This is a genomic window from Enterobacter sp. 302C9 (assembly GCF_034106085.1).
GTDB classification, from domain to species: Bacteria; Pseudomonadota; Gammaproteobacteria; order Enterobacterales; family Enterobacteriaceae; genus Enterobacter; species Enterobacter asburiae_B.
Window position 1 is genome coordinate 350,724 of record NZ_JAWNBW010000004.1, and the last position, 15,977, is coordinate 366,700.

Sequence of the window (15,977 nt, forward strand, 5' to 3'; positions counted from 1 at the left end):
TTTATACCGCCTTGTTCGGATCGAAGGCATCGCGCACGGCTTCGCCAATAAAAATCAGCAGCGACAGCAGCACGGCCACGGAAAGAAAGGCGGCGATGCCTAACCACGGCGCCTGCAGGTTGTTCTTGCCCTGCAGCAGCAGTTCGCCGAGCGACGGGGAACCCAGCGGTAGCCCGAAACCAAGAAAATCCAGCGAGGTGAGGGTGGTGATGGAGCTGCACAGAATAAACGGCAGGAAAGTGAGCGTTGCCACGACCGCGTTGGGCAGCATGTGGCGGAAGATGATCCCCCGGTCGCTCACGCCAAGCGCCTGCGCGGCGCGAATGTAGTCGAAATTGCGGGTGCGCAGGAACTCCGCGCGCACCACGCCCACTAGCGCCATCCAGCCGAACAGGACGGTGATGCCTAACAGCCACCAGAAGCCGGGCTGCACCACGCTGGAAAGCAGGATGATCAGAAACAGCGTTGGCATGCCTGACCAGACTTCAATAACCCGCTGGCCCCACAGGTCGATTTTCCCGCCGTAGTAGCCCTGAACGGCGCCCGCCACGACGCCCATTACGCTTGAGAAGATCGTCAGCATCAGCCCAAAGAGAAGAGAAATTCGCGTGCCATACAGGATGCGCGCCAGCACGTCCCCGCCGTTAGCATCCGTTCCCAGCCAGTTTTGCGCGGAGGGCGGGGAAGGGAAGGGCGTCGTGGTGGCGAAGTTAATGCTGTTTGCGCCAAAGCGTACCGGCGCCCAGAGCGCCCAGCCGTGCTGCTCAATCTGCTGGCGAAGCCACGGATCCTGATACTCCGCCGGTGTCGCAAACGGGCCGCCAAAGTCGCTTTCGCTGTAACTGGCGATAACCGGCACGTACCAGCGGTCGTTAAAATGCACCAGCAACGGCTTGTCGTTGGCGATCAGCTCCGAACACATGCTTAAGGCAAACAGCACGGCAAAAATCCACAGCGACCAGTAGCCGCGGCGGTTGTGGCGAAAGCGGGCCCAGCGGGCCTGGTTGACGGGGCTTAAACGCGGCATCAGCGGCCCTCAAAATCGATTCGGGGATCGACCAGCGTATAGCTGATATCGCTGATGATATTCAGCAGCAGGCCAATCAGGGTGAAAATATAGAGTGTGCCAAACATCACCGGATAATCGCGCGATACGGTAGCCTCATAGCCCAGCAGCCCCAGGCCGTTGAGCGAGAACATCACCTCTATCAGCAGCGAGCCGGTAAAAAACATGCCGATGAACGTGGCCGGAAATCCGGCGATCACCAGCAGCATGGCGTTGCGGAACACGTGTTTCCACATGATCTGCTTCTCGCTCACGCCCTTGGCGCGGGCCGTGACAACGTACTGCTTACGAATTTCATCGAGAAAGGCGTTTTTGGTCAACATGGTCAGGGCCGCAAACCCGCCAATGACCGTGGCCAGCACCGGCAGCGTGATATGCCAGAGATAGTCGGTGATTTTCTGATACCACGGCAGGGAGCTGAAATCGGCGGAGACCAGCCCCCGCAGCGGGAAGAGGTCGAAATAGCTTCCCCCGGCAAAAAAGACAATCAGCAGGACGGCAAACAGAAACGCCGGGATGGCGTAGCCGATGATGATGAACGTGCTGCTCCAGATATCAAACCGGCTGCCGTTATACACCGCTTTGCGGATCCCAAGCGGTATAGAGACCAGATAGATAATCAGCGTTCCCCACAGCCCCAGCGTTATCGAAACCGGCAGGCTTTGCTTGATCAACGTTAACACTGACGCACTGCGAAACAGGCTGTCGCCAAAATCAAAGCGGATGTAATCCCAGAGCATCTTGAAATAGCGCTCGTGAATCGGTTTGTCAAAGCCGTAGCGGTGGGTGATCTCGGCGATCACCTCCGGATCCAGCCCGCGTCCGCCGCGATAATGGCTTTCGCTGATATTCCCTACGCCGGTTCGCGCATGGCTCGCGCCCATCCCTTCACCGCCGCCGCCGGGCATGCCGCCGCTGTTGCCAAATTCAATGGCGGCAATCGCCTGATCGACCGGGCCGCCGGGGGCGATTTGCACGATAAAAAAGTTAATCGTGATGATGGCCCACAGGGTGGGGATGACCAGCAGGAGACGACGGAGAAGATAGGCACCCATGATGATTCCTTATCGCCGCTCAGCGGGAAGTCTGGCGGCTTTGTTAACGTCATACCACCAGGTATCAAAGCCCAGGGAGTAGACAGGGCGCACGGCAGGCACGGAGAACTTGTCCCAGCGCGCCAGGCGATCTTCGCCCATATACCACATCGGCAGCATGTAGTAGTTCCAGGTCAGGACCCTGTCGAGGGCGCGCCCGAGCGGCAGGAGCTTTTCTTTATCCCCCTGCGCCGCCACTATTTTCGCAATCAGCGCGTCAATCGCCGGGCTTTTTACACCTGGCGCATTGTATGAGGAGTCAATGTAGCTGGATGCCCAGGAGATTTGCAGGTCGGAGCTGGGCCACGGCTGCGCGGGCCACAGGCGCTGCATCATGTCGTAATCACGGCTGCGCATGCGGCTGGTGATCTGCGCGTTATCGACCTGGCGAATGTTCATGGTCACGCCCAGCCGCTCAAGGTTGTGCTTAAACGGCAGTACCCACTGAACGTTGCCCCCGGACGAGAGCAGCAGCTCAAAGCTGAGAGGTTTACCCGTTTTGGCATCAACACGCTTTTGATTTTTCAGGTGCCAGCCCGCGTCATCCAGCAGTTTGCTGGCTTTCAGCAGGTTGTCGCGGTCGTAACCGTCACCGTTCGACGCGGGCGGCTGAAACACGGTGGTGAACACCTGCGGCGGCAGCTCCGCTTTCAGAGGCGCCAGCAGTGCCAGCTCGTCGGCTTTCGGGTAATCGCGCGCGGCGTATTCGGTGTTCTGAAAATAGCTGTTGGCACGGCTGTAAGCCCCGTAAAACAGCGCCTTGTTCATCCACTCAAAATCAAAGGCCAGGGAAATGGCTTCGCGCACCCGGCGGTCATTAAATACCGGACGCTGAATATTAAACGCCAGCCAGCGGGTGTCCTGGGCAGACTCATTTTTGTGCTCGTCTTTGACGATATAGCCTTTGGCGAAATTTTTTCCGATATAGCGGGTCGCCCAGTTTTTGGCGCTGCTTTCTACGCGTAGATCGAAGGCGCCGGCTTTGAACGCTTCAAACGCCACGTTATCGTCGAGGTAGTAATCATAGCGAAGGGTGTCGAAATTCCAGCGCCCGCGGTTTACCGGCAGGTCTGCTGCCCAGTAGTCTTTCACGCGAGAGTAAACGACATATTGCCCCATGCGCCAGTCGGTGATGCGGTATGGGCCGCCTGCCAGCGGCGGCGTGGATAGCGGGTCGCTTAGCTTATGATTTTTCCAGAACGATTCCGGCATCACCGGCAGCGAGAACAGGCTGAGCATATTCTCTTTGTTCGGTTCGCTCAGCTCGATGCGCACGGTGAGCGGCGCGATGGCTCTGACGGAAGCCCCTTTATACACGATGCGGAACTGGGGGACGCCTTCGGTCATGAATTTATGGAAGGTGAACGCGACGTCGCTGGCCTTCACCGGCGTACCGTCGTGAAAACGCGCTCGCGGATTCAGCGAGATTTCCGCCCAGGCGAAGTTATCGGCGTAACGCACGTTCTCGGCAATCAGCGGATAGTAGCTGCCGGGCTCATCATCGGACGTGACGAAGAGCGTATCGTAAAGCGATTCCGTTCGCGCGGCCGCCACGCCGCGCAGGGCGAAGCGGTTGAAGTTGTCGAATGTTCCCGTGGCGGAAAGCGTGACCTTTCCGCCCTTCGGCGCGGCAGGGTTAACGTAATCGAAGTGCGTAAAATTGACCGCATATTTCGGCTCGCCAATCACCGCGAAGGCGATATTTTCTTTGATGGCTTGCGCCTGGCTGGACAGGCTCGTTAGTGCCAACATCAGCAACATGAAGCGCATAAGCATCTCGCGGCGGCTCCCTCTTTTACAGACCGGCTCGGTTAAGCTGAATAATAAGTGACGTCACGGGCAATGTGAAATTAATCGCCCTCGGGCGAAATATCAGGCCGCCATTCGCGGAACTGCGCCAGCGGCATCGGGCGGCTAATCCAGTATCCCTGCAGGAAATTAACGCCGTGTTCGCGCAGCCAGGCGGCCTGTTCCGGCGTTTCCACCCCTTCGGCGACGGTCGACATATTCAGTCGTCTTGCCAGCGTCAGGACGGCATCCAGCACCGGCGACGTCACGGTCTCAGTGCCAATCGCATTAACAAAGCCGCGGTCAATCTTGAGGTAGTCCATGGTGAAATGCTCAAGATAAATCAGCGCGCTGTGGCCGGTGCCAAAATCATCAATGGCTATCTCAAACCCTTCGTTATGCAGCCATTCGAAAAGGCTGTTGGCTTCCCGATGATTGAGCATGTCGCGCTCGGTGATTTCCAGCACGATCTGGAAGTAATCCTGCGGCAGTAGCGCTTTGAAGGTGCGCATATCGTCTTTGAAGCTTTCCGCATGCAGATGCCCCGGCGCAATGTTGATGCCCACCTTTGCTCCCGGAGGTAACAGGGTTTGTAACACGGGGGCATCGTGAATGATAAGGTCAAAGAGATGCAGCGTCAGCGGGACAATCAGCTTCTGCGCTTCGGCAAAGTTGATAAACGCGTCCGGCGGAATTTCCCCCATCGTCGGGTGTTTCCAGCGCATCAGCACTTCAAGCCCGGTCATCTGGAGCGATTTAGCATCGACGACGGGCTGATAAACCACGTAAAACTGACCGCGCTTAATGGCGCTTAAAATCTCTTTACCCGGGTTGAGGCGAATGCTGAGGATATAGTAGTTGAGCGATCCGGCACAAATGCCGCACACCAGCCCGAAGAACAGGGCGTAGAGAATTTCATCGCTGGTCCATGCGTCAGCATACAGGTTGATGGTCAGGGGAACGTCTTTCAGCGTCGCGGTTCGGGCGGGCGTTTCATGTAGATCATGCGCAAGGACCAGCGTGCTGGAGCGCGTTGACAGCGCATGGTCGCCAATAATGATGGCAATACCGGCAAATTCGTCCTGGCGCGCGGTGTAGAGCAGGTAAGGCGTCAGATTGAGATTCACCGAGGTAAACACGCCGCCGTCCTTCACTAGCGGGTTACGGTACCAGATGGCAATCGCGGGCTTGTTGGGCAACATCGGGGTGCCGGGAAGTAACGCCATATCAATCTGTTTGTCGATGTGCAGCTCGGGGATCAGCTCCTCCATGGGGACATTCATCGGCCCCGTGGCAGAAGAGCAGAACGCCATTTTGTCTCTGACCAGCAGGAATGCGCGAACGTTAACGCTAAAGGCAGCGCGCGAGGTAAGTTCCTGATTGACGTCGTGGCAGTTGTTTAACGTGAGCGGCTGGAGCACATCGATAGAATTTTTTAACTCATCGAAGTAGCTCTCCATATAGATGCTCACATCGTGGATCAGGGTGTCGAATTTGACTTCCCGCTTGTGGTAGCTCCAGAAAAATTGCAACGAACCCAGGAGCAGGGCGGCGATCAGGCCTGTGATGATGCTGAGGATCAGTATTTTGCGATTGCTGGAGAAATAGCGGGTGAACATAGACGTCGTGATTCCTGAAATGCCGCTGGATGTATTCAGTGTAACGGGCAAAAAAAAACACTGCCGAAGCAGTGCTTTTTTTCATCATATCGCCAGCCAAGGGATAACCAACGATACGATAGTCATATTAACTGCGGGTCAGTACGCGGCGTGCTTCGTTGTAGCGCTTCTTCCAGTACGGTTCATTCATGCTGGAAATGGTCACACCGCTGCTGGTGGAGGCATGTACAAACTGGTCATTACCAATGTAGATGCCAACATGTCGACCTGTAGAACCGGCACGGAACAGGACTAAATCACCGGTGCGCAGTTTGGTACGTGAAATCGACTTGCCCATCTCCTGCTGTTCATAGGTTGAACGCGGAAGATCTAACCCAAATTGCTCACGGAACGTACGCTGTACAAAACCGGAACAATCAATACCTGTTTTTGTGCTGCCACCAAGGCGATAGCGCACGCCTTTCCAGTCAGCATACTGGTCCATAATGCGGGACTTCACGTCCAGATTACGTACCATATTTTCAAATTCATCCTGAGAGGCTTGCAGTGACGAGGAATCTTCCATTCCCACAACACGCGTCTCAGGATGCATATTCTTTGCGGTGTTCGATGTACTACATGCAGACAACAGTACCGCGACTGCTATCGCCGGGATCCCCCGTAAGATATATCTCAGAAACGGTTGAGATTTGACCATTTTGTTTATTATCCCTTGAAGTCCTTAACGACAAATATCGTTATAAAAATGCCAAACGTGACGAGACTAATTATCTGTTCACATTGAGACAATTCTTTCTGGTCACATTTGTGGCACAGCGCACAAAATTATTCGCCAGTGAAATAATTATCTCTATGGGGCAAAACGAGTTCGAGATTAACCGATTGCCTGGGGTATTGCGAGAAAAAAAAGCCTTTTTTTTATAAGAAAATGTGATACAGAAAGTAAAAACATAGAATTGCTCAAAATAGCGACGGATCCGCTGCGCCAGTATGCAATTGCTTCATTTTTATCATGAATATGATGACGAGAATATGACAGTGGGGAAAGATCGCGGCGAGAACGCTATCAGGGATCATGTCGATCCCTGATAGCTCACGTTAATTTAGGTTAGTTATTTGTTTAATTGTTGTTGCGCTCTTCCGGGGAGATAGCGATCGAACAGCGCTATTATCCTGTCGCTCAGTGGGGTCATCAAACACCACGGCAGCGCAATCAGCGCCACGGAGAGCGAACCGACGGCAATATCGGTAAACCAGTGAGCGCCAATCATTACGCGCGGGAAGGCAAAAACCACAAAAATAATCAGGGCTATGGCAAAAGCTTTTCTGCCGAAATAGCGAAGCATAATTGCGGAAAAAATAAGCAGCATCATACCGTGATCGCCGGGGAAACTGTCCTTCGACGCATCTTTTGTTGGAATATGCAGCAGTTCGCTGACGCGATAAATATCGGTGAAGAATAGCGTTGGGCTTGAGCGCTTAACCGGAATAATCGCGGTTGCCAGCTGGTTAATGGCGACGGCAAACAGCAGCATTACCAGACCGATAATGAGAATACGCCGACGCCCGGCTTTATCCTCTTTCAGCCAGAAAGAGAGCATCAGGCAGCCCATGGCCAGCAGCGAGAAGCCGTCGAAGGCGCGGTTGTTGGTAATTGCCACCAGCCACAGGAACGCGTTGCTCTTCACCAGCTCCTGGTTGAAGAAGTGAAAAATGGCAGAATCCAGCGGGAACCAGAAACCATGATCCGCCGGGATATACCAGGAGAAGAAAAGCGCCAGACCGGCGACATTAAGCAGTAATATCAGGGGAAATCGAGTTGTCATAACGTTCTGCATAGAGTGAAAACTGGGGCAACGTTAGCCGCCCGAACTTAAACGAATCCTCAACAGGCTGGACTGGAGGGTATTCCAGTCGGCGTTAACCGCACTAATTAACTCTATTCGGCTGTCAGGCGGCGCCACATTTTGCGTTTCAATAAAGAAATCGTCACCCTGACGGTTTATCCGCACCAGCCCGTCTGGCGTGCGCATGATCCCTTTCACGCGATCGACGGGAGCAAGTCGGGCCCACTCCAGGATCCCGATGGTGTCGAAAACGGTTTCAGCATCAAATATCCATCCGCAGGCCTGATATCCCTGGCCGCTGTTCAGGTTACGACGCCAGCGCTGATGTTCCGGCAGGCTGAGAGCGGCTAAACCCTGCTTAACCGGATGACTGTGCGAATGATCCGCGCTGGCAGGCAACTCGGTGAGGTTCAGACGAGGAAGGTCAAGCAGGGCGCTATCAATATTCCCCTGGGTGGTCTGCACCCGCGTGCGGTTGCCGCCGAAATGTTGCCACCACGCGTCCAGCGCGGCCTGGCTTTCAGCCGTGGCGCGATCTGCTTTATTCGCGACAATAACGTCAGCCGAGGCGAGCTGATCGCGGAAGTTCTCATTAGCCACCGCCTTGTCATCCAGAAGCTGACGCGGATCGAGCAGGCACAGGGTGGCGCGCAGGTCGATCCACGGCTCGTAAACCGGGGCGGTCAGTAAATCGAGGATCTGCTTCGGATGGCCCAGCCCGGTGGGCTCAATCAGCAGGCGGTCGGGTTTGCCCTGACGCAGCAGCGTATTGAGCCCGACCTGCATCGGCAGGCCATTGACGCAGCACATGCACCCGCCGGGGATCTCTTTAATCATCGCGCCGCTGGATGACAGCAAGGCGCCGTCAATGCCTACCTCGCCAAATTCATTGACCAGCACGGCCCATTTCTCGGCAGGATCTTTATTCGCCAGCAGGTGGAGAATTGAGGTGGTTTTACCGCTGCCGAGAAAACCGGTAATGAGGTTGGTTTTGGTCACGTGCGCTCCAGATGAGGATTGTGATGCTATAACACTAATCTCTCTATCCTGGCGAAAAACGTGACCGGTGAGAAGGGGGAGGGCGAACGGAGGCTTCATCCGTTCGCGTTAAGCGCAATAATCGTTAAATATTTAACGTTTCGATAACAGCCTGACGCGCGCCGTGGCGGGTGATGCGCTGGTATGCCTGGCTGACAGCCTCCACAAACGCGCTGTTTTGCGCGAGATCGTGACCAAAGACCTCGCTCAGCCCCAGCAGGGCGTTAACGCGGTCGGTGTCGCTGCTGGCATTGACCATCGTGCGAATTTTATCGCTGAGGGGATCGCGAACGTCAATCGCGTTGCCACGGTCGTCGGTACCGCTGACGTAGCGTATCCAGCCGGCCACGCCCAGAGCCAGCAGCGACCACGGTGTTTTTCGCTCGAGATGAACGCGGATCCCGTCCAGCATTCTTTGCGGAAGCTTCTGGCTACCGTCCATCGCGATTTGCCAGGTCCGATGCTGAAGTGCCGGGTTGGCAAAGCGCTCGAGCAGGCTATCGGCGTAGGCGGTGAGGTCGACATCCTTAATGCGTAATGTGGGCGCCTGCTCGTCCAGCATCAGCCGACGGGCGGCTTCGCGGAACGCAGCGTCCTCCATGCATTCATTAATATGGGCGTAGCCTGCGAGGTACCCCAGATACGCCAGGAAAGAGTGGCTGCCGTTGAGCATGCGCAATTTCATCTGCTCCCACGGAAGAACATCCTGCACCATCTGAACGCCCGCGACTTCCCACTCCGGACGGCCGGCAACAAAATTATCTTCCACCACCCACTGAATAAACGGTTCACAGCTGATGGCGCACGGATCTTCAACGCCGAGCGCGTCGGTGATTTCCGCCAGCGAGGCTTCCGTCGCGGCGGGAACAATTCTGTCGACCATCGTCCCCGGGAAGCTCACGTGGCTGTCAATCCATTCGGACAGCGCTGCGGAACGCTTTTGCGCCATGCCCAGCACCGCGTTTTTCACCACGTGCCCGTTATCAGGGATATTGTCGCAGGAGAGCACGGTAAACGCAGGCAACCCACGCTCGCGGCGGCGGTGGAGCGCTTCGACCAGGATCCCGGGTGCGGAATGCGGCGCTGAGGGGTTTTCAAGGTCATGGATTATCCGGGCGTTGTGCAGATCGAGTTTCCCTGTCGCGGGATCGATGCAATAGCCTTTCTCCGTGATGGTGAGCGACACAATTGCGACCTGAGGCTCGCAAAATTTCTCAATAATGGCGGGCAGAGAGTCCAGCTTTGCGTTCAGGCATTCATGGACGGCACCGACGATAATCGCCTCATTGCCTTCCGCCCCTTTCTCCAGCACGGTGAACAGATGATCCTGCGCGCGCAGCTGGCTCATCAGCACGTCGCCGCTGAAGAGGCTAATCTCACAAATACCCCAGTCGCCGCCTTTTTCGTTCAGCACCCGGTTTGTTAACAATGCCTGGTGCGCACGGTGAAACGCGCCAAAGCCAAAATGGACGATGCGGGAGCGCAGTTGCTGACGATCGTAGCGAGGCTGTTGAACCTGGGCAGGAAGGGCGGTGGAGGCAATTGTCTTCATGAGATACACACCTGATTAACCATTAATTAACAATGTCAGTGTAAAGTTATATGACAGCAAATAAAATTGGTGAGCCGTAAATATCCCCGTTCTGTGAGTTTGATCAATCAATGTGTGGCGGTATGTTGACCCTTAGCGGTAAACATGTATGGTAGTCGTCATTGCAGTAACGCATATTGGTATAACAACTTAAGAGGGTGAGGCAATGGAACAAACCTGGCGTTGGTACGGGCCGAACGATCCGGTTTCTCTTGATGATGTGCGCCAGGCAGGCGCAACGGGTGTCGTCACGGCGCTGCATCATATTCCTAACGGTCAGGTATGGCCGGTTGAAGAAATTCAACAGCGTCAGGCGCTGCTGGCGGAGAAGGGATTAACCTGGTCTGTAGTAGAGAGCATCCCGGTTCACGAAGACATCAAAACCCATTCCGGGGACTACCAGACCTGGATTGCTAACTATCAGCAGAGCATTCGCAACCTGGCGGCCTGCGGCATTGACACGGTTTGCTATAACTTCATGCCTATCCTCGACTGGACGCGTACCGACCTTGAATATCAGATGCCGGACGGCTCGAAAGCGCTGCGTTTCGACCAGATCGCCTTCGCGGCGTTTGAGCTGCACATTCTGAAACGCCCTAGCGCCGAAGCGGATTACACCGCGGAAGAGCAGCAGCAGGCGCTCGCGTGGTTTAACGCCGCCAGTGACGCAGACATCGAAAAGCTGACCCGTAATATCATTGCGGGCCTGCCGGGCGCGGAAGAGGGGTATACCCTGGATCAGTTCCGCGCGCGCCTGGCGGAATACGGCGATATTGATAAGCAGCAGCTGCGTGAAAACATGGCGTATTTCCTGCGCGCTATCGTGCCGGTTGCTGAAGAAGCTGGTGTGCGTCTGGCGGTGCACCCGGACGATCCACCGCGTCCTATACTCGGCCTGCCGCGCATTGTTTCCACTATTGAAGATATGCAGTGGCTGAAAGAGACGGTAAACAGCATCTATAACGGCTTCACCATGTGTACCGGCTCCTACGGCGTGCGTGCGGATAACGACCTGGTGCGGATGATTGAAACCTTTGGCGATCGCATTCACTTTACGCACTTGCGTGCGACCTGCCGCGAAGAGAACCCAAAAACCTTCCACGAGGCGGCGCACCTGGGCGGCGATGTGAATATGGTAGCGGTGGTAGACGCCATTCTGGCGGAAGAGGCGCGTCGCAAGCAGGCGGGCGATGTGCGTCCTATTCCGTTCCGTCCGGATCACGGCCACCAGATGCTGGACGATCTGCGTAAGAAAACCAACCCGGGCTATTCGGCGATTGGCCGGCTTAAAGGGATGGCGGAAGTGCGCGGCGTTGAGCTGGCGCTGAAGATGACGAAGTATCCGGAGCTTCTGTAAGCGCTGTTGCCCGGTGGCGCTACGCTTACCGGGCCTACAAAAAAACCGGCCTGAGAGCCGGTTTTTGTGTTTTTGTCGGTCGGGCAAGGCTAAGCCGCCACCCGACAAACACCGCAATCAGTCGGCGCGACCCATATAGCGTTTTTCTTCGATATGGATGCGGATTTTCTCGCCAGCGGAGAGGTATTCCGGCACCTGCACAACCAGGCCGGTGGTCAGGGTAGCCGGTTTGTTGCGCGCACTTGCGGATGCGCCTTTGATGCCGGGTGCGGTTTCCACGATTTCCAGATCGACGGTCTGCGGCAGCTCCAGCGCCAGCAGCACGCCGTCCCAGGTCAGGACCTGCATATCAGGCATGCCGCCTTCAGGAATGAACAGCAGCTCTTCTTCAATCTGATCTTTGGTGAAGATGTACGGGGTGTAATCTTCTTTGTCCATGAACACGTATTCATTGCCGTCGATGTAGGAGAAATCAACGTAGCGACGGGTCAGGGTCACGGTATCGACGATATCGTCACCTTTAAAACGCTCTTCCACCTTCAGGCCGGTACGCACATCGGCGAAACGCATTTTGTACAGCGTTGCTGCACCACGGGCGCTGGGTGCCTGAATGTCGATATCTTTCACAATCAGCAGTTTGCCGTTGTAATTCAGCACCATACCTTTCTTAATTTCGTTCGCTCTTGGCATTGCAGTAATCCTGTTTACGGGAGGTAAAAAATATCGCGCCAAATTACTCGCGCGCGGCCTTTCAGGCAAGAGGAATTCGTGGCTTTTGCTATCAATACGCAAAAGGTGTTACTGTGCGCGCGATGCCCGACTGCGCGGGCGATCGTCAGCGAAAGAGAGCATTTATGGATTGCCGTCCCGATTGTGGCGCGTGCTGTACTGCACCGTCCATTTCAAGCCCCATTCCAGGAATGCCGGAGGGCAAGCCTAATGGTCAATTATTCGCAGTATAAAAATGACAAAGCTAAGCAGAAATGACTTTTTTGCTAAGAGTTTCGATTGAATGTGAAAAGCTTTCTCCATAGCCAGTTTTAGACAGTTGTAATAACTCATTTAGTCCAGAATGACTTGTAAACGAAAGGTTTTCATACAGACATATAGGAAGTTCTGAATTGTCTTTAAATCTTCTGTCTGGGCCTCCAGACTTGTTCACATACTTCCATGTCCTGCCAACGACTATGGCATCTCCAGGTACACCTTCGCTTTCAATGAATCGGCTATCACCAACATTAACGAATAGCTGGTTATAACCAACAGCGCCTACACCTTCACGGTCATAAACGAGTACTCTGTCTGGAAAAAAATGTAATGTTTGGCGACCGACATTGATAGCAATCGTCTCAATATTTGTTTTAACAAAGGGAGGCTTTGATTTGCTGATAGAGGTTACTTTTCTGCGTAGTAAGTTACCAGCTCCGGCATGATACTTGGGGTCATAAACGGCTCCAGAAGCCTCTATATGCCATACTTTTGAGCAGCTTGCGAGCTTTGCTCCACTATCATGAAGTTGCTGGTAACATGCCATCATTTGATCATCAAAGTCATAAAAAAGCACAGTAGTCTTTCTTAGCTGATCGTACATGTAAGCAAAAACAGAGATTGCTACCCCTGCGATAAATCCTATAGCGATGCACCACTCAGGCCATGCCTGTGAAAAACCGTAAAGTAACAGCGCAATCGAAAGGCACATGACCAAGGGCCATATTTGTGACTTCTTACGTTTGTTGTTCAACTCTTCAAGTAGTTCTCGGGAACTTGAATCAACGATTTCCGAGATATGGGATGACTCGATTTCCTCAAGAGGTGCATGTGTAGTGGCATGTTCTATTGGGGAGTCGTCTGGTAAATGTTGAACCTTCTTTCTGTTCTGTGGGACCAGGCTTGGTGAAAGCGAAGCACGATAATAGACCCCGCCAGCGCCGATGTGGATGTAATTTCCTCTTGGGCCAGTACCAAACCTCAGCCCTTTTATACCAATAGATGCACCGACTCCTGATTTGGATAGGTTGAATCTCATCGGTCCAACGCGAATGCTCTTCTTAACATAAAAGCTCATAGTAACTCCTTGTAATAAGTTGCATGAAAATGCATCTGAGCAAGATTTTACACTGAAAAAATGAAGAGGTTAAGAAAAGCATATGGGGGTATTTATGCTTCTATTCCCATATTTTCAATACATTGAAAATGAATAGTCACATTACTTTAAAATGTGGACATATACGGCAAACTATCAGCCAGTAAGACATTCTGTTACTGTCAATGACCAATGGACGATGAGCAAGGAATCAGTAATGAAATGTCGTACCGATTGTGGGGCTTGTTGTACTGCCCCATCGATTTCAAGCCCAATCCCAGGAATGTCGCAGGGTAAGCCTGCTAATGTAAGATGTGTTCAGTTATCTGAAGATAACCTGTGTAGCATCTTTGGGTCGCCCCTACGCCCAAAAATATGCATTAGTCTTAAACCATCAATAGAAATGTGTGCTACGAACCGCGATGAGGCTATGATTTACCTTATACAGTTGGAAGAGGCAACAGCGCCTTCGGATGAGAACGGCGTCCACCTATAATTTTATGTGACATTGTTTTGTTTTTTTAACCTCTCATTTTCTTTGCGCAAAGTTTTAACTTCCTCTAATAAGGAGGCGTCGGAAGCTGCAGTTAGCGACGATTTCTCAATCTTCGATGGCCCACGTCTTTTCGTGACAAGTTTATATTCAGAATCAAAACGCAAGTTAACGTAACTATGCTTCGAATCGGGTTTGGTGGCCTTGTAGGTCGTTTCATAAACCGAGCATCTTTTTGTTGAGCTTATGAACATAGAATCGCCACAGAAAACCATTTCAGGTGCTGACAGGTATGCTACGTTGCCTTCACAGACGAAAAGATAACACAACGCTGATTGGCGATTTTTTAATATAGTTATGCTCAGGCGAGCAACGCCTATGTGTTTGTGCTGAGGAAGACGTTGTTTAATCTTTCTAACTCGATCTACTTCGCTTTTATCGAGTCCCCGTCTTTGGGCTATGGTTGAGAAAGAACGCTCAAAATCGAGATGTAAATCAACTTCTTTATTGTCAACCCGGTTCAGTTTTACGTTGGAATCGCGAAGAAAATAAGATTCGCTTTCTGTTCTTTTGGGAAAGATTGTAAAGTACAATTTCATGGTTACATCCACTTGGATTTGTTGTTGATGCCATTATTTATCATCTTTCACGGACAATCAAAATTTGTATGTCCCATAAGTCGTGACATATAAAGACATGCATTTATAACTTATTGATATATATGTTTTTTTATTTGCGTTAAAACCCTTGAATGAGACATGCAAAGGACATCTATTTTTGTATGTTATTGTTTTTTAATGTTTTAATTTTGCATTATAATATATAGCAACTTCGGCTGCGCCTCGTTGAAATCATACCCAAGCAATAATTCTGAAAGAACTCGAGCGAAGCGAGTTCAGACGTGAGCGTAGCGAACGGATGACAGGGATCAGCCTAATCAGAACTTTTAATAACATAATATAACTACTACGAGTCGCGTAGCGACGAAGTATCACGCAGTGAGCGAAGCGAACAAGTGATAGTCCTACTGTTAACATTCAAAAATGCTGTGTGTCACTTCGGCTTCGCCTCGTGAAACTTCGTCGCTACGCGACTCGTCGGTAATAATTAGGTCGGTAGATTTGGTAAGGTAAAAGACAGTGATCTGAATATACGTTAATTGTATTTGTTTAAAGCTGTAATGTTCTTCGTTCGTGATTCATCATCCTTCCAGATCTCACACATTGGTTTTCCTGTATCGTTTCATTGCTGTGCTCCCCAATTTCAAAGAGGATACAGTCTTCGATTGGCTCAACCTTTTCGCTCTAACGAATACATACGCAAACTGTTCAAACGATTACGTGCCCGCCTGGAGTCAGGGAACAACGGTTTATCGGAACCTATTATCGATTTTGCTTACGGTTGGGTTTGCGAACAGGAAAAGGCTTCACAGCCCCATTACCATTGCTGGATTGCACTTCCACATCGTTCGGTAAGGTGGTTTGGAACTCCTGAAAGAGGGATCGCTGGTATTATTACGGAAATCTGGATGAAACTGACAGGTGGTAAAGCAACGCTGGTAAACTTGTCTAAAGCCACTAAAGACTATCCCGAGCACTACGTCATTCATGGAGATGCTCATGAATCACTTGATGACCCGGTATTCTGGCTTTCTTATCTGGCAAAAGAACGAGGGAAGTCGCAAACAGGGAAGGGAACGCGCTTGTATTCAACATCAAAATTGAGTAGTAAAGCACTGAATTCGTAAATATCGCACAGGAAGCCCGTAGAGCGTTTTTCTTTACAAGGCATGCAATTGTATTACCAATATCATAAAAATCGATTACAGCTTAGCTCAGAGCGTTTTAAGGCATGATTTGAACCTGATTAACTTTGGCTTCGGTCAGTTGCTTGATAGTTCAACGATAGTTGCTTTGCTTATAGATTAATACATTTCTTCAAATTACCGAGCCAAGCGAGGGACTCGAACGTAGTGAGTGTCTAATGTCTACTATTATATTT

General features: G+C 52.2%; 13 protein-coding genes and 2 pseudogenes. 4 read left to right on the forward strand and 11 right to left on the reverse strand.

Annotation, left to right across the window (positions count from 1 at the left end; genetic code table 11):
• Position 1: 1 nt before the first annotated feature.
• The 8 genes from UR289_RS11465 to UR289_RS11500 all read right to left on the reverse strand — a co-directional run bounded on the left by UR289_RS11465 (position 2) and on the right by UR289_RS11500 (position 10,004).
• Positions 2 to 1,027, reverse strand: a complete 1,026-nt coding sequence (locus UR289_RS11465) for an ABC transporter permease (RefSeq protein WP_033146047.1) — start codon at positions 1,025 to 1,027, stop codon at positions 2 to 4.
• Positions 1,027 to 2,121 carry a microcin C ABC transporter permease YejB gene (locus UR289_RS11470; protein ID WP_024908182.1) on the reverse strand — a complete coding sequence of 365 codons (1,095 nt, stop codon included), beginning with the start codon at positions 2,119 to 2,121 and terminating at the stop codon, positions 1,027 to 1,029. The genes UR289_RS11465 and UR289_RS11470 overlap by 1 nt, the downstream gene beginning before the upstream one ends.
• 9 nt (positions 2,122 to 2,130) lie before the next feature.
• Positions 2,131 to 3,936, reverse strand: coding sequence for an extracellular solute-binding protein (locus UR289_RS11475; RefSeq protein WP_320710139.1), 1,806 nt, complete (start codon positions 3,934 to 3,936; stop codon positions 2,131 to 2,133).
• A gap of 74 nt (positions 3,937 to 4,010) precedes the next feature.
• Positions 4,011 to 5,567 (reverse strand): cyclic di-GMP phosphodiesterase, encoded by a 1,557-nt coding sequence (locus tag UR289_RS11480; RefSeq protein WP_039263175.1) that lies wholly within the window; start codon positions 5,565 to 5,567, stop codon positions 4,011 to 4,013.
• A 127-nt stretch (positions 5,568 to 5,694) separates the two neighbouring features.
• Positions 5,695 to 6,264 (reverse strand): bifunctional murein DD-endopeptidase/murein LD-carboxypeptidase, encoded by a 570-nt coding sequence (mepS, locus tag UR289_RS11485; protein ID WP_008500946.1) that lies wholly within the window; start codon positions 6,262 to 6,264, stop codon positions 5,695 to 5,697.
• A gap of 415 nt (positions 6,265 to 6,679) precedes the next feature.
• Positions 6,680 to 7,393: a phosphatase PAP2 family protein gene (locus tag UR289_RS11490; protein ID WP_167819154.1), complete on the reverse strand. Its 714-nt coding sequence runs from the start codon at positions 7,391 to 7,393 to the stop codon at positions 6,680 to 6,682.
• Positions 7,394 to 7,426: 33 nt separating this feature from the next.
• Complete coding sequence (locus UR289_RS11495) at positions 7,427 to 8,413, reverse strand: CobW family GTP-binding protein (RefSeq protein WP_224979190.1); 987 nt, start codon at positions 8,411 to 8,413, stop codon at positions 7,427 to 7,429.
• A gap of 124 nt (positions 8,414 to 8,537) precedes the next feature.
• On the reverse strand, positions 8,538 to 10,004 hold the full coding sequence (locus UR289_RS11500) for a fructuronate reductase (protein WP_320710143.1): 1,467 nt from the start codon (positions 10,002 to 10,004) through the stop codon (positions 8,538 to 8,540).
• A 205-nt stretch (positions 10,005 to 10,209) separates the two neighbouring features.
• On the opposite strand from UR289_RS11500, the gene uxuA reads away from it, so the two are divergent.
• Entirely contained in the window at positions 10,210 to 11,400 is a 1,191-nt protein-coding gene (uxuA, locus tag UR289_RS11505; protein WP_320710144.1) for a mannonate dehydratase, read from the forward strand.
• Between the two features lie 117 nt (positions 11,401 to 11,517).
• Here uxuA and yeiP read toward each other — a convergent pair whose 3' ends face one another.
• A complete protein-coding gene (yeiP, locus tag UR289_RS11510) occupies positions 11,518 to 12,090 on the reverse strand; it encodes an elongation factor P-like protein YeiP (RefSeq protein WP_008500940.1) in 573 nt (190 codons plus the stop codon).
• A 164-nt stretch (positions 12,091 to 12,254) separates the two neighbouring features.
• On the opposite strand from yeiP, the pseudogene UR289_RS11515 reads away from it, so the two are divergent.
• A pseudogene (locus UR289_RS11515) lies at positions 12,255 to 12,338 on the forward strand (YkgJ family cysteine cluster protein); the annotation flags it as partial.
• A gap of 35 nt (positions 12,339 to 12,373) precedes the next feature.
• On the opposite strand, the gene UR289_RS11520 reads toward UR289_RS11515, so the two are convergent.
• Positions 12,374 to 13,465, reverse strand: a complete 1,092-nt coding sequence (locus tag UR289_RS11520) for a DUF4236 domain-containing protein (RefSeq protein WP_045143047.1) — start codon at positions 13,463 to 13,465, stop codon at positions 12,374 to 12,376.
• Between the two features lie 235 nt (positions 13,466 to 13,700).
• Here UR289_RS11520 and UR289_RS11525 point away from each other — a divergent pair, with 235 nt between their 5' ends.
• Positions 13,701 to 13,979: a YkgJ family cysteine cluster protein gene (locus UR289_RS11525; protein WP_072048460.1), complete on the forward strand. Its 279-nt coding sequence runs from the start codon at positions 13,701 to 13,703 to the stop codon at positions 13,977 to 13,979.
• 2 nt (positions 13,980 to 13,981) lie between these two features.
• Here UR289_RS11525 and UR289_RS11530 read toward each other — a convergent pair whose 3' ends face one another.
• Positions 13,982 to 14,575 carry a hypothetical protein gene (locus UR289_RS11530; RefSeq protein ID WP_045143046.1) on the reverse strand — a complete coding sequence of 198 codons (594 nt, stop codon included), beginning with the start codon at positions 14,573 to 14,575 and terminating at the stop codon, positions 13,982 to 13,984.
• 707 nt (positions 14,576 to 15,282) lie between these two features.
• Here UR289_RS11530 and UR289_RS11535 point away from each other — a divergent pair.
• Positions 15,283 to 15,723: pseudogene (locus tag UR289_RS11535) on the forward strand (inovirus-type Gp2 protein); the annotation flags it as partial.
• Positions 15,724 to 15,977: the final 254 nt, after the last annotated feature.

Excerpts from the sequence above, each read along its gene's own strand:
- UR289_RS11465 (WP_033146047.1), bottom strand. The coding sequence starts at position 1,027 with ATGCCGCGTTTAAGCCCCGTCAACCAGGCCCGCTGGGCCCGCTTTCGC.
- UR289_RS11470 (WP_024908182.1), bottom strand. The coding sequence starts at position 2,121 with ATGGGTGCCTATCTTCTCCGTCGTCTCCTGCTGGTCATCCCCACCCTG.
- UR289_RS11475 (WP_320710139.1), bottom strand. The coding sequence starts at position 3,936 with ATGCTTATGCGCTTCATGTTGCTGATGTTGGCACTAACGAGCCTGTCC.
- UR289_RS11480 (WP_039263175.1), bottom strand. The coding sequence starts at position 5,567 with ATGTTCACCCGCTATTTCTCCAGCAATCGCAAAATACTGATCCTCAGC.
- mepS (WP_008500946.1), bottom strand. The coding sequence starts at position 6,264 with ATGGTCAAATCTCAACCGTTTCTGAGATATATCTTACGGGGGATCCCG.
- UR289_RS11490 (WP_167819154.1), bottom strand. The coding sequence starts at position 7,393 with ATGACAACTCGATTTCCCCTGATATTACTGCTTAATGTCGCCGGTCTG.
- UR289_RS11500 (WP_320710143.1), bottom strand. The coding sequence starts at position 10,004 with ATGAAGACAATTGCCTCCACCGCCCTTCCTGCCCAGGTTCAACAGCCT.
- uxuA (WP_320710144.1), top strand. The coding sequence starts at position 10,210 with ATGGAACAAACCTGGCGTTGGTACGGGCCGAACGATCCGGTTTCTCTT.
- yeiP (WP_008500940.1), bottom strand. The coding sequence starts at position 12,090 with ATGCCAAGAGCGAACGAAATTAAGAAAGGTATGGTGCTGAATTACAAC.
- UR289_RS11520 (WP_045143047.1), bottom strand. The coding sequence starts at position 13,465 with ATGAGCTTTTATGTTAAGAAGAGCATTCGCGTTGGACCGATGAGATTC.
- UR289_RS11525 (WP_072048460.1), top strand. The coding sequence starts at position 13,701 with ATGAAATGTCGTACCGATTGTGGGGCTTGTTGTACTGCCCCATCGATT.
- UR289_RS11530 (WP_045143046.1), bottom strand. The coding sequence starts at position 14,575 with ATGAAATTGTACTTTACAATCTTTCCCAAAAGAACAGAAAGCGAATCT.